This window comes from Streptomyces sp. NPDC029122 (assembly GCF_055569445.1).
In genome coordinates this window covers 41,383-54,194 of sequence record NZ_JBVHWK010000034.1, presented here as the reverse complement: position 1 = coordinate 54,194, position 12,812 = coordinate 41,383, and the positions used below count along the sequence as shown (strand labels likewise).

Here is a 12,812-nt window from a genome sequence, read left to right as displayed (position 1 = left end):
ATGCCCCTTAGCGCAGTCGGAGAGCCTTGAGGACCTTGAGGCTGGTGGTCATGAAGCGGGCGTACTGCTCGTCGTCCATGCCGAGCGAGGGCGCCATCGGGAGCAGCCGCTGGTGGGCGACGGTCTGCGCCTCGGTGTACTTGAGGATGCCCTCGGAGCCGTGCCGGCGGCCGAGGCCGGATTCCTTCATGCCGCCCATGGGGGCCTGGGCGCTGCCGTAGGCGGGGGCGTAGCCGTCGTTGATGTTGACGGTGCCGGTGCGCAGCCGGGCGGCGACCGCGTGGCCCCGGCGGGCGTCCTTGGTCCAGACGCTGGAGTTGAGCCCGTAGGGGGTGGCGTTGGCCTGGGCGACGGCCTCGTCCTCGTCGGTGAAGCGGTAGATCGAGACGACCGGGCCGAAGGTCTCCTCGGCGCAGACCGACATGGGTGCCTCGACCCCGTCGAGGATGGTGGGCTCGTAGAAGAGCGGTCCGATGTCGGGGCGGGCCACGCCGCCGGTGACGAGGGTGGCGCCCTTGGCGACGGCCTCGTCGACGTGCCGCCGCACCGTCTCCAGCTGGCGTTCGCCGACGAGCGAGCCCATGTCGGCGCCGTAGGCGAGGGAGTTGCCGAGCCGCATCGCCCTGGTGCGGGCGGCGAAGCGCTCGACGAAGGCGTCGGCTATGGAGGCGTGGACGTAGAGCCGTTCGATGGAGATGCAGAGCTGGCCGGCGGAGGAGAAGCAGGCGCGGACGGCGCCGGCGGCGGCCTTCTCCACGTCGGCGTCGTGCAGGACGAGCATGGCGTTCTTGCCGCCGAGTTCGAGGGAGACGCCGACCAGGCGGGCGGCCGCGCCCTGCGCGACCTCGCGGCCGGTGCGGGTGGAGCCGGTGAAGGAGACGTAGTCGGCGTGCCGGACCACCTCGGGGCCGACGACGGGGCCCTCGCCGAGGACGACCTGGAAGACCTCGGCGGGCAGCCCGGCCTCGATGAGCAGGTCGCGGGCCCACAGGGCGGTGAGCGCGGTCTCGGTGTCGGGCTTCATGACGACGGCGTTGCCCGAGACGAAGGCGGGCAGGGCGTCGCCGACGGAGAGTTCGAGGGGGTAGTTCCAGGGGGCGATCTGGCCGACGACGCCGCGCGGCTGGCGGAGCTCGGTGACCTTGGTGAGGGTGGGCATGGCGCCGGTGTGGCCCTTGGGGCGCAGGTACGAGGGCGCCTTGCGGCCGTAGTGGCGGGCGGCGACGGCGACGGCCTGGACCTCCTCGTGGGCGTGCAGGCGGGCCTTGCCGGTCTCCAGCTGTATGAGGTCGAGGACCTCGGCCTGGCGGGCGAGGACCAGGTCGTGGAAGCGCAGCAGTACGGCGGCCCGCCGGCGCACGGGGACCGCGGCCCAGGCGGGCTGGGCGGCGCGGGCCTTCGCGAAGGCGGTGGCCACGTCCTCGGGGGTGGCCTCTGGCAGGTCCGCCAGCACGGCCCCGGTGAACGGGGTGTGGTTGGCGGTGCGGCCGGAACCGATCACTCCGCGGGTGAGCCGGGTGACCAGGTCGGGGGTCACCACGTCGGCGGCGGTGCGGGCGCCTGCCGGGGCCGGGGCGACCGGGTTGGTGGGCTGCGGTGCGGGGCGGAGGGGGGCGGCGGGGGCCTGCGAGTCCGTCATGGCGGTGAGCGTATTGCGCGGGCGGACCTTTGGGTACCCGTGGGTAACCGGATTTTGCCAAATCTGCCAGTGATCGCTGGCAGGATGGCCGGGGGCGGTCGGCTCAGTTCCCCTTCGAGGACGGCTCCCAGCCGCTGAGCACGATGTCGAACTGCTGGCGGGTGGTGGCCCAGTCGGCGGTGGGGCCCGACATGTAGATCGCGTACTCGGTGCCGTTCGGGGCGACGTACATCTGCTCGATGGCCCGGCGCGGTCCGGCGTGCACGCCCTTCTCGGTCCACGTGAAGTCCCACAGCACGGCGTCGGTGCTGTCCCGGAAGGTGTTCGGGTTGAGCTTCTGCCGCTTGTAGTCCGTCCGCTTCTGCACCTGCTTCTCCAGGTCCAGCACGTGCGCGTACGGGTCCTTGTAGTCCGGGGAGGAATCCGCCGCGATCCGGATGAAGTGCTTGCCGTTGTCCGCCGTGTAGTCGATCTGGTCGCCGTCCGCCTGGCGCGTCCAGCCCTGCGGCACGAACAGCGTGAAGCCCGACGGGTCCACGACCTCGTTCCACCCGGCCGGCGGCCCGGTCGGGTCCTTGTGGCCGGCCTGCCCGCCGGTGGCGCTCGTGCCCTTGTCCGAGCCGCCGCCCTGGCCCGCGTCCCCGTCGTCGCCGGTGTACTTCAGCAGGCCGAAGACGGCGCCGCCGCCGAGCAGCGCCGCCACCAGGGCCACCACGGCCACCCTCCGCAGCCGGCCCGGCGGACGCCCGGCGGGGGCCGCGGGCCGCTCGGGCAGGGCGGCGGTGGCGCCCTGGACGGGCGCGGGGGCGGGCTCGGCTGCCGGGGGCAGGTCCGCCCGGGCGGAGGCCCGCTCCTCGTCGCTCACCGCGCGGGTGGGCACGTACGCCTGGGCGGCCTTGGGCTCGCGGCCCTCCATCGCCTCCAGCAGCATCCGCTCGGCCTCCGCGGCCGAGGGGCGCTCGGCGGGGTCCTTGCGCAGCAGCGCGGTGATGACCGGCCCCAGGGGGCCGGACTGGCGCGGCACGGGCGGCTCGTCGTTCACCACGGCCTGGAGGCTGGAGATCGGCGAGGTGCGGCGGAAGGGAGAGCGGGCCTCGACGGCCGTGTAGAGGGTGGCGCCCAGCGACCACAGGTCGGAGGACGGGTCGGGGGCGCCGCCGGTGACCCGCTCCGGAGCCAGGTAGTCGATGGAGCCGACGAGTTCACCCGTACGCGTGATCGAGGAGTCGCCCTCGATCGCGGCGATCCCGAAGTCGGTCAGCAGCACCCGGCCGTCCTTGGCCAGCAGCACGTTGCCCGGCTTCACGTCCCGGTGCAGCACGCCGACCGCGTGCGCCGCGCGCAGCGCGCCCAGCACGTGCAGGCCGATCCGGGCCGCCTCGCGGGGCTCGATCCGGCCGGCGGCCTTGGCGGCCTCCGCCAGGGAGGGACCGTCGATGTGCTCCATGACGATCCACGGCCGGTCGTCGTGCTCCAGCACGTCGTGGACGGTGACGACCGCCGGATGCTGGATCCGGGCCGCCGCCCGCGCCTCCTTCTGCGTACGGGCGTGCAGGACCTCCCGGTCGGCCTGGGCCACGTACAGCCCCGCCGTCAGTTCCTTGACCGCGACCGTTCTGTGCAGCAGCTCGTCATGCGCGCGCCACACCTTCCCCATGCCGCCGCTGCCGATGGGCTCCACGAGCCGGTACCGGCCCGCGAGCACCGCACCCGCGCCTGTCTGCTGTTCCACGAATTCCCGCCGCTCTGTGCACTCCACGCCAGATTACGGAGCCTGCGGGCGCTGCCGGAACCGGGCGGGGCCCGTAAGACAGCACTGTGACGCAATCGCCGTACTGATCGCCCGTCAGCCGCCGGCTTTGTAACTCGCCGTTGCCTTCTCGAAGACGTCGGTGACCTTGTCCTGGTTGTCCTCCGGACCCGTGACCATGACGACGTGGTAGGCGCCGCCGAGCGCCACGACGAAATTACGGGCGAAAAGGGACCGGCCCGCGGCGTCGATCCAGGTGTAGCGGCCCGTGACCCGCAACTGCTGCCCCACCTTGGTGGACTTGACGTCCCCGCCGGAGGCCCAGGTGGAATTGCGGTACGGGGCCAGCTCGGGCTCCTTGTCCTTCTGGTAGCCCAGCGGATCCGGACCGCCGCCCTCGACCCGGTCCCGGCCCGGTACGACGATCAGGGTGAACTGGCCCTGGGTGTAGCGCACCTGCCCGGCCTCGTTGAGGGACTGGCGCTCCCAGCCGTTGGGCACGGCGATGCTGAAGTGCGCCGGGTCCTGCTGGACGGTGTAACCCTCCGGCGCGGGCGCGTCGCCCTGCGGGGCGGGCTTGGACTCCGAGGTGCCGCCCGGGGTGCCGCCCGACGGCCGCGCGGGGCCGGACGCGGCGTCCGGCCGGGGGCTCGGCGGCGCCGGGGAGGCCGCCGCCGGGCTCTGGGCGGCGGTGGGCTGCTGCTCGGAGTCCGTCGCGCGCGGCATGAAGAGCATCGCGTACGCCACCCCGCCCGCGAGCAGGGCCAGGACGCCGACCAGCAGGAACCGGCCGAGGGAGCGCGGCCCGCGGGGGGCGGCGGCGTTGCGGTGGCGCCCGTGCAGATCACCGCGGCGGCGTACGACCGGCAGCCGGGCCGGGTCCGGCTCGGGCATCGGGAGCCCGGCGAAGTCCCCCTCGGGCTCCGGGGCGGAGCGCACCAGCGAGCGCAGCCAGCCGCGCAGCTCCTCGAAGTCGGGCCGCTCGGTGGGGTCCTGGCGCAGCAGTGACTCCACGACGGGGCGCAGCGGGCCGCAGTCCTCGGCGAAGGCGGGCGGCTCGGCGCAGACCATCTCGACGAGCTCCGCGACGCTGTCCTCGGGGTACGGGGCGTGCCCCTGGACGGCGCGGTACAACAGGGCTCCGAGGGCCCAGAGATCGGTGGCGGGGCCGATGGGCGCGGCCAACTGCCAGTTGCCCTGGACGGGGCCGGCGGCCTGCTCGGGAGCCCAGCGCTCGGTGAGGGGGCCGACGACGGCCATCCGGGTCTGGCGGGCCCGCTCGGCGTCGAGGCCGGTGCGGGGGCCGCCCCAGGCCCCGCCCACTTCGCGGGGACGGGGCGCGGGGGCTGCGGGGACCTCGGCGGCTGCGGGCGCGCGGGGCGGGCGCGGGGCCGGGGGGCGCGGGGCCGGGGGGCGCGGCGGCTGCGCCGGCGCGGGGGCCTCGGCCTGGCGGAAGCCCTGCGGGAGGGCGAGCTGGGCGGGCAGCGCGGGCCGGGCCGGCTCGGCGGACGGCTCGGCCGGGGGCTCCGCCGGGGGCGCGGACGCCGGCGCCGGCTCGGGCTGCGGTTCCGGCTCGGGCTGCGGCTCGGCCGGGCGGCGCGGGGCCACCCCGTGCCAGGGGGTGGCGGCGGCGGTGCCGGGCCCCCCGTAGGGGTACGCGTACTCCTGGGGCAGGGTGGCGCCGGTCGGCGGCAGCACCGGCACGACCACGGGGCCGCGCTGGCCGCGCTGCCGCGCCACCTCGGCGGTCGCGGCCCGGGTTCCGGCCCGGTACGCGGCGACGGTCCCGGCGCGGGCGGCCGCCTCGGCGGCGGCCCGGTCCTGCGCGGGCGGGGCGGGCGGCGCGGGCGGAGCCGTCCGCCGGGCCTGCGGCGGCGGCGCGGAACCGGCCGGCTCGGGGGTGATGTGGTCCGTGTAGCGCGGCCCGGTGTCGTAGCCGGGCGCCACCAGCGGCGCGTACCGGGGCCCCTCGTCGCGGGTGCCGAGCGGCGCCGGGCGCGGGGGCGGAGCCTGCCCCGGGGACGGCGGCGGGCTGCCCCATGCGGCGTCGGCGCCCGGCTCCCCGGTGTCCGGCGGCGGCACCGGGTCGTACCCGCAGAGGGCGTCCTCGGCGGCGCCGGCCGCCAGACCCGTCAGGACGACCCGTCCGTCCTCGCATATCAACACGGTCCGCGCGGTGATGTTGCGGTGCGTCCAGCCGTGCGCGTGCAGCACGCGCAGCGCGGTCAGCACGTCGGAGGCCACCTCCGCCGCCCGGTACGGGCTGAGCGGTTCGTCGGCGATCAGCGCGGCGAGCGGCCTGGCGGGGACGAGTTCGCTCACTATCCACAGCGAGCCGTCCTCCGCGAACACGTCGAAGACCTGGTCGAGGCGGGGATGGTCGGGCACGGAGGCGGCCGCCTGCGCGGCGGCGATCGCCCGCCGGACGGCGGGCGGTTCCCCGGCGGCCACGGCCCGCGCACTGGTTCCGTCGAGCAGCTCCGCGTCCACCACCTCGGGCAGCGGCACCTGCCGTACGAGGACTTCCTGCCCGCTGCGCGTGTCGAAGGCGCGGGTCTCCATCGGCTCGTACTCGTCGGACGGCGGAATCGGCAGACGGTAGCGGTCGGACAGGATCCGGCCGGCGTAGTCCTCCACATCGCCTCCCCCGAGTGCGGTCCCCATGGCCCCCGTCGGACACGATACGTCGCCGGGGCCGCCCGCGTCCCGGGCTTGGAGAGCCCGTCAGCCCAACTGCTGGAAGGTCTCGAACGCGGTGTTGCGCAGTTGCGTGCATTCGGGGCCGTCCCACTGGTCGGCCGCGCAGCTGATCATGATGGCGTAACCGTGCGTGGAGTCCGTCTTGAAGCCGCGGTCGAGGACGCGTACCCGTACGCCCTGCTGCTCCCGCTCGAACTCCCAGTCGGCGACGGTCGGGTAGCCCCGGTAGTCCACCGTGTCCAGGCGGATCTGGCGGTAACCCTTGCTGCTGCCCGCCACGGCCGGGGCGAGCTTGGCCCAGGCGAGGCGGGCGTCGTTGCCCGGGCTGTTGGTGTAGTCGACCTGGATCCGGGGGAAGCCGCCGTCGCGGCTGTATATAGCGCCGGAGTCGGCACCCGCGGTGTCGGTCTGGTGGAAGCCCTCGGGCATCGCCATCGAGAAGTGGTACCGCAGGTCCGTCACGGTGGCGAAACCGGCCGGGAGTCCGGCGGCGGGGCCGCCGGGGCTGGCCCCCTGGCCCTGGCCCTGGCCCTGGTTCTGCCCCTGTCCCTGGCCCTGTCCCTGGCCCTGGCCCTGGTCTGCGCTGCTGCTGGGTGCGGGCGTGCCGGGCGTGCCGCTCGGGTTCGCGCTCGGCGAGGAACCGGCCGAGGCCGGGGCGTTGCCGGCGGAGCCGCCGGGCGAGGGGCTGCCCGTCACGGCCGGGCCGGGGCCGCCCTTGCCCTCGTCCGCGCGGCCGTCCTTGTCGTCACCGTTGACCATGTACGCGATGAGCGAGCCGAGCACCGCGAGGACCACGACCACACCGGCTATGGCCAGCACGATGGTGCGGCGCGACATCACGTCGGTGAGGGGGGCCACGGGCTGCGCGGGCCGGGCCGGCGGGGCCGCGGAAGCGGCGGCGGCCTCGGCGGCGGCCGCCTTGCGGGTGGCCTTCAGCGCGGCGCGGGTCCGCTCGCGCTGCTCGCGCTCACGGCGCTCGCGTTCCTTCTTCGCCGCCTTCTCGGCGGCCGCGTCGGCCTTGGTGAGGGAGATCGGGCGGGTCTCCTCGGCCGGCGGGACCGGCTGCGGGTCCGGCTCGACGGCCACGGGCTCGGGGGCGTTGACCACGGCGGTGAGCATCGCCCGCGCCTGGTCGTCACGGAGGCGCCGGGCCGGGTCCTTGACCAGCAGCCCGTAGATGACCTCGGTCAGCGGGCCGGCGTTCCGCGGCGGGTCCACGGGCTCGGTCATCACGGCGGTCAGGGTGGCGAGCGCGTTGCCCTTGTCGTACGGGGGCACGCCCTCGACGGCCGCGTACAGCAGGCCGCCGAGCGACCACATGTCGGCGGGCGGGCCGGGCTTGCTGCCGCGGGCGCGCTCCGGGGAGATGTACGAAGGGGCGCCGACGAGCATGCCGGTGGAGGTGATGGAGGGGTCGCCCTCCACCTGCGCGATGCCGAAGTCGGTGAGCACGACGCGGCCGGAGGCGGCGATGAGCACGTTGGACGGCTTCACGTCGCGGTGCAGGATCCCCTGCCGGTGCGCGGCGCGGAGCACGTCGAGCACGGCGAGGCCGACCTCGGCCGCGCGGTGCGGGGTCAGCGGGCCGTTCTCGCGGACGAACTCGGCGAGCGAGGAGCCCTCGATGAGCTCCATGACGATCCAGGGCCGGGCGTCCTCGTCGACCACGTCGAAGACGGTGACGGCACCTTCGCTGCGGATGCGCGCGATGGCCTTGGCCTCGCGGAGGGTCCGGGTGATGAGGCGGCGCTTCTCGTCCTCGTCGACGCCGTTGCCGAAGCGGAGTTCCTTGACGGCGACCGTCCGGCCGAGGACCTCGTCCTCGGCGCGCCACACGGTGCCCATGCCGCCCTTGCCGAGTACGGCGCCCAGCCGGTACCGGCCGGCCAGCAACCGCCCTGCGCGCCGGGCGTCTTCGGCCGTCTCGCCGGCGTCGCCCTCGCCGGCGTCCGCCTCCGCGGCCGCGGCCTTCGCGGGAACGGCCTTCGCCGCGGCCGGCTTGACGGGCGGGGCACCGGAACCGGCGTCCTCCGCCTTCGCGGCGCCGGCCTGCGGCTTCGCCGCCGACTTCACGGCGCCGGAACCACCCTTGCCCGCGCCCCCGGGCTTCTCGGCGTCCTCAGGCGCGGTACCCACGGGCTTCGCGCCCTCGGGCTTCGCGTCCCCGGGCTTCGCATCCTCGGGCCTCGCGTCCTCGGGCGCGGCGTCCTCGGGCCTCGCGTCCCCGAGCTTCGCGTCCCCGGGCGCGGCATCCCCGGGCTTCTTCGCGTCTCCGGGAGTGGATTCCGCTTCGGCGCTCGCGCCGTTCGCGGCGTCAGAATCCGCCTGCGCCGCGGACGCGGGCCCGTTCGCGGTCGCGCCGGACCGCGGCCGGGGCACGGCGGACGGCTCGGCCGTCGCGGGACCGGCGTCGTCGGCGGGCCCCGCGTCCTCGGTGGGCCCGGGTTCCTCGGGGCGCCTGTCCGCCGGAGCAGCCGCGGCCCCGCCATCCAGCTTCGCCGTAGGCGCCCCGGCAGACGACTCGGTGTGCTCCGGCTTCGACATGCGTCCCCTCTGCGATCGTGCAGCCTGCCCCGGCTGCATCGGCAGCCGCCGGGGGGCACGGTAATCCACCCCGGCGGAAACCTCATTGTTGCTCACTCCGCATCCGACGGGAGCCCCGGGTCCGGCGGTTCCCTTTGCCGGCCAACTACAGGATGCCCCGGCTTCCGGGCCGGGAAGACGTCCGTGCGGACGCGGAGCTCCGGCCCGTCAGGCGGCGTGAGGCGCAGCGCGCTTCGTGCGCGGGACGTCAGAACGGAACGATGTCGGGCGCCCCCAGCCGTGCCGCGTCCGCCGTCTGGTCGTCGGGCTGGCGCTGCGATTCCCGCTCCGCCTGGACCCGCTTCCCGTAGTGCTCGACCTCCTTCTCGATCTGCTGCTCGTCCCAGCCCAGCACCGGCGCCATCAACTCCGCGCACTCGCGCGCCGATCGCGTGCCCCGGTCGAAGGTCTCGATGGAGATCCGGGTCCGCCGCGTCAGCACGTCGTCCAGGTGCCGCGCCCCCTCGTGCGAGGCGGCGTAGACGATTTCCGCCCGCAGGTAGTCGTCCGCCCCGGTCACCGGCTCCCCCAGCCCGGGGTCGGCGGCGATCAGGTCGAGCAGTTCCTCCGTCAGCGATCCGTAGCGGTTCAGCAGGTGTTCCACCCGCACCACGTGGAGCCCCGTCCGGGCGGCGATGCGGGCGCGGCCGTTCCACAGGGCCCGGTATCCCTCCGCCCCCACCAGCGGCACGTCCTCCGTCACGCACTCCGCGACCCGCTGGTCCAGCCCGTGCACCGCCTCGTCGACCGCGTCCTTCGCCATGACCCGGTACGTCGTGTACTTGCCGCCCGCCACCACGACCAGGCCCGGCACCGGGTGGGCCACGGTGTGCTCGCGGGACAGCTTGCTGGTCGCGTCCGACTCCCCGGCCAGCAGGGGCCGCAGGCCCGCGTACACCCCCTGGACGTCGTCCCGCGTGAGCGGCACGGCCAGTACCGAGTTCACGTGCTCCAGCAGGTAGTCGATGTCCGCGCTCGACGCCGCCGGGTGTGCCTTGTCCAGGTCCCAGTCCGTGTCGGTGGTCCCCACGATCCAGTGGCGGCCCCACGGGATCACGAACAGCACCGACTTCTCGGTCCGCAGGATCAGCCCGGTGTTCGAGTGGATCCGGTCCTTCGGGACGACCAGGTGGATCCCCTTCGAGGCCCGTACGTGGAACTGCCCGCGCTCCCCGATGAGCGCCTGGGTGTCGTCCGTCCACACCCCGGTCGCGTTCACGATCTGCTTCGCGCGGATCTCGTACTCGCCGCCGCTCTCGACGTCGCGCACCTTCGCCCCGACGACCCGCTCGCCCTCGCGCAGGAAGCCGACCACCCTCGCCCGGTTGGCGCAGTGCGCCCCGTACGCCGCGGCCGTCCGGACCAGCGTGGCGACGTAGCGGGCGTCGTCCATCTGGGCGTCGTAGTACTGGAGGGCGCCCACCAGGGCGTCCTTGCGCAGGGCCGGCGCGATGCGCAGGGCCCGTTTGCGCGAGAGGTGGCGGTGGGTGGGCAGCCCGCGTCCGTGTCCGCTGGAGACGGACATCGCGTCGTAGAGGGCCACGCCCGAGCCGGCGTAGAACCGCTCCCAGCCCTTGTGCTGGAGCGGGTACAGGAAGGGCACCGGCTTCACCAGGTGCGGGGCGAGCCGCTCCAGCAGCAGCCCGCGCTCCTTGAGCGCCTCCCGTACGAGCGCGAAGTCGAGCATCTCCAGGTAGCGCAGGCCCCCGTGGATCAGCTTGCTCGACCGGCTCGACGTCCCGGACGCCCAGTCACGGGCCTCCACCAGCCCCGTCGACAGGCCTCTGGTGACCGCGTCCAGTGCGGTGCCCGCGCCGACCACCCCCGCACCGACGACCAGCACGTCCATTTCCCGCTCGGCCATCCGGGCGAGCGCCTCCGAGCGCTGCGCCGGTCCCAGTGTCGCTGTCCTCACGGCTGCCTCCCGTTGGTGCGGGCCGTACCCGCTCGGTGCGGGTGATCCCGCTCACATCCCCCGCTCCACGATTCTGACCGGCCGCACCCACATCAGCCACCGCCTGTGGACAACACAACGGCGACCACCACCCCACAATGCGACATATCTGTCATATATACGCCTAGTCTGACATTGCGCCAGCTCCAGTCGTCCACAGGACTTGCGCGCACCGCCCCCTCATGCATGCCAGGGAAGGGAAGGGACGGCCCCCCATGCCCGCAGATCTCGCCGTCATCGGACTCGGCCACCTCGGCCTCCCCCTCGCCCAGGCGGCCGTGGCCGCCGGAATCGAGACCGTCGGCTACGACAGCGGCCCCGCCACGGACAGCACCCTCACCGCCGCCGAGATCCGCCGCATGTCGGCGGCCGGCTTCCGGGTCACCACCAACCCCGCCGAGCTCGGCCGGGTCCGCACCGCCGTCATCTGCGCCCCCACCCAGCTCGGCGCCGACCGCGCGCTGGACCTCGGGGCCGTCGGCGAGGCCGGCCGCACCCTCGCGGCCCGGCTGCGCCCGCACACCACCGTGATCCTCGAGTCCGCCGCCCACCCGGGCGTCACCGAGGACTACCTGCGTCCCGTCCTCGAGGAGGGCTCCGGCCTGCGGGCCGGCCGGGACTTCCACCTGGCCTACTCCCCCAGCCGCCTGGACCCGGGCAACCGGACCCACACCATCTCCAACACCCCCAGGGTGATCGGCGGCCTCACCCCCGCCTGCACCGAGTCCGCGCACGCCTTCTACGCCCGCCTCACCGACAAGGTCGTCCGGGCCCGCGGCCTGCGCGAGGCCGAGACGGTGCAGCTCCTGGAGACCAACTACCGGCACGTCAACATCGCCCTGATGAACGAGATGGCCGTCCTCTGCCACGACCTCGGCGTCGACCTGTGGGACGTCATCCGCTGCGCCGAGACCAAGCCGTACGGGTTCCAGGCCTTCCGTCCCGGCCCCGGCGTCGGCGGCCACGGCGTCCCCCTCGACCCCAACTACCTCCCCCACACCACCCGCACCCCCGGCCACCCCCTGCGCATGGTCGGCCTGGCGCAGGAGATCAACAACCGGATGCCGCAGTACGTCATCCAGCGCTGCGCCACCCTGCTGAACGAACACGGCAAGTCCGCGCGCGGGGCCCGCGTCCTCCTGCTGGGCGTCACCTACAAGCCCGACCTCGCCGACCAGGAGGGCTCCCCGGCCGGCGAGATCGCCAGCCGGCTCCTCGACCTCGGGGCGCTGATCAGCTACCACGACCCGTACATCGCGGGCTGGCGGGTCCGCGACCAGCCCGTACCGCGCGCCGACTCGCTCTACGAGGCCGCCGCGAACGCCGACCTGACGATCCTGCTCCAGCACCACCGCACGTACGACATGCAGGGCCTGGCGGTGAAGGCCCAGCTCCTCCTCGACACCCGCGGCGCCAGCCCCGCCGGCGCGGCCCACCGCCTCTGACCGGCCCCTTCCCCGGATCGCGGGCGGGTTCCGGTTCGATCATCCGACCGGAATCTCCCGCTGGAATGTCACCGTCCCCTGTTAGCCTGCGGCGTCACTTATCCCGCACTTACGCCTGACGGCCGCGGTGCGCCCGAATCCCTGGGGGGGATTTCCCGATGAGCCAGAACTTCCAGCCTCCCGCGCCCTCGCCCTCCACCGAGGCCCCCGCCCCGGCACCGGCCCGCGGCGGCAACGTCGGCCTGGGCGTCGCGGCCGCCGTCGTGGCCGCACTGATCGCGGCGGCCGCGTACGGCGGCCTCATGTACGCCATGGACCGGGAGCGGGCCTTCGGCGCGATCGGCATCGGGCTCCTCGTCGGCTTCGCCGCCGGAAAGATCGGCGGCCGCAGCCCGATCATGCCCGCGATCGCGGGCCTGCTTTCGATCGGCGGCGTCTACCTCGGGAAGATGTTCCTCTTCGCGCTCGCCCTGGCCGACCTCAACAAGGTCGGCCTGACCGAGTTGATCGACAAGATCGGCATCAGCGGCCTGAACGACATCACCCAGAAGAGCATGGACGGCTGGGCCTTCGCCTACATCGGCATCAGCGTGCTCGTCGCCTTCGGGGCGGCCAAGAAGGCCAACGCCTGACCGGCCGCACCGCCCACGCCGGAGGGGGGGGGGGGGGGGGGGGGGGGGGGGGGGGGGGGGGGGGGGGGGAGGGGAGGGGGGGGGGGGGGGGGGGGGGATTGGGCTATCA

Annotated in this window: 7 protein-coding genes; 2 read left to right on the top strand and 5 right to left on the bottom strand. The window is 74.6% G+C overall.

Annotated features, from left to right (window positions below; all coding sequences use genetic code 11):
- Positions 1-7: 7 nt before the first annotated feature.
- The 5 genes from ACZ4WZ_RS29875 to ACZ4WZ_RS29855 all read right to left on the bottom strand — a co-directional run bounded on the left by ACZ4WZ_RS29875 (position 8) and on the right by ACZ4WZ_RS29855 (position 10,587).
- Positions 8-1,639, bottom strand: a complete 1,632-nt coding sequence (locus ACZ4WZ_RS29875) for a succinic semialdehyde dehydrogenase (protein WP_467895345.1) — start codon at positions 1,637-1,639, stop codon at positions 8-10.
- Between the two features lie 103 nt (positions 1,640-1,742).
- Complete coding sequence (locus ACZ4WZ_RS29870; protein ID WP_467895342.1) at positions 1,743-3,371, bottom strand: serine/threonine-protein kinase; 1,629 nt, start codon at positions 3,369-3,371, stop codon at positions 1,743-1,745.
- A 114-nt stretch (positions 3,372-3,485) separates the two neighbouring features.
- Positions 3,486-6,026 (bottom strand): protein kinase, encoded by a 2,541-nt coding sequence (locus tag ACZ4WZ_RS29865; protein WP_467895339.1) that lies wholly within the window; start codon positions 6,024-6,026, stop codon positions 3,486-3,488.
- 87 nt (positions 6,027-6,113) lie between these two features.
- The gene (locus ACZ4WZ_RS29860) at positions 6,114-8,633 is read right to left on the bottom strand and encodes a serine/threonine-protein kinase (RefSeq protein ID WP_467895336.1); all 2,520 of its coding nucleotides are present in this window, start codon (positions 8,631-8,633) and stop codon (positions 6,114-6,116) included.
- A 247-nt stretch (positions 8,634-8,880) separates the two neighbouring features.
- Positions 8,881-10,587, bottom strand: a complete 1,707-nt coding sequence (locus tag ACZ4WZ_RS29855; protein ID WP_467895333.1) for a glycerol-3-phosphate dehydrogenase/oxidase — start codon at positions 10,585-10,587, stop codon at positions 8,881-8,883.
- Positions 10,588-10,841: 254 nt separating this feature from the next.
- Between ACZ4WZ_RS29855 and ACZ4WZ_RS29850 the strand changes: the two genes are divergently transcribed.
- Together ACZ4WZ_RS29850 and ACZ4WZ_RS29845 are read left to right on the top strand one after the other, a co-directional pair.
- A complete protein-coding gene (locus ACZ4WZ_RS29850) occupies positions 10,842-12,071 on the top strand; it encodes a nucleotide sugar dehydrogenase (protein ID WP_467895330.1) in 1,230 nt (409 codons plus the stop codon).
- A 158-nt stretch (positions 12,072-12,229) separates the two neighbouring features.
- Positions 12,230-12,703 carry a hypothetical protein gene (locus tag ACZ4WZ_RS29845; protein WP_467895327.1) on the top strand — a complete coding sequence of 158 codons (474 nt, stop codon included), beginning with the start codon at positions 12,230-12,232 and terminating at the stop codon, positions 12,701-12,703.
- Positions 12,704-12,812: the final 109 nt, after the last annotated feature.

Coding starts and splice junctions, on each gene's coding strand:
- ACZ4WZ_RS29860 (WP_467895336.1), bottom strand. CDS start 8,633: ATGTCGAAGCCGGAGCACACCGAGTCGTCTGCCGGGGCGCCTACGGCG.
- ACZ4WZ_RS29875 (WP_467895345.1), bottom strand. CDS start 1,639: ATGACGGACTCGCAGGCCCCCGCCGCCCCCCTCCGCCCCGCACCGCAG.
- ACZ4WZ_RS29850 (WP_467895330.1), top strand. CDS start 10,842: ATGCCCGCAGATCTCGCCGTCATCGGACTCGGCCACCTCGGCCTCCCC.
- ACZ4WZ_RS29845 (WP_467895327.1), top strand. CDS start 12,230: ATGAGCCAGAACTTCCAGCCTCCCGCGCCCTCGCCCTCCACCGAGGCC.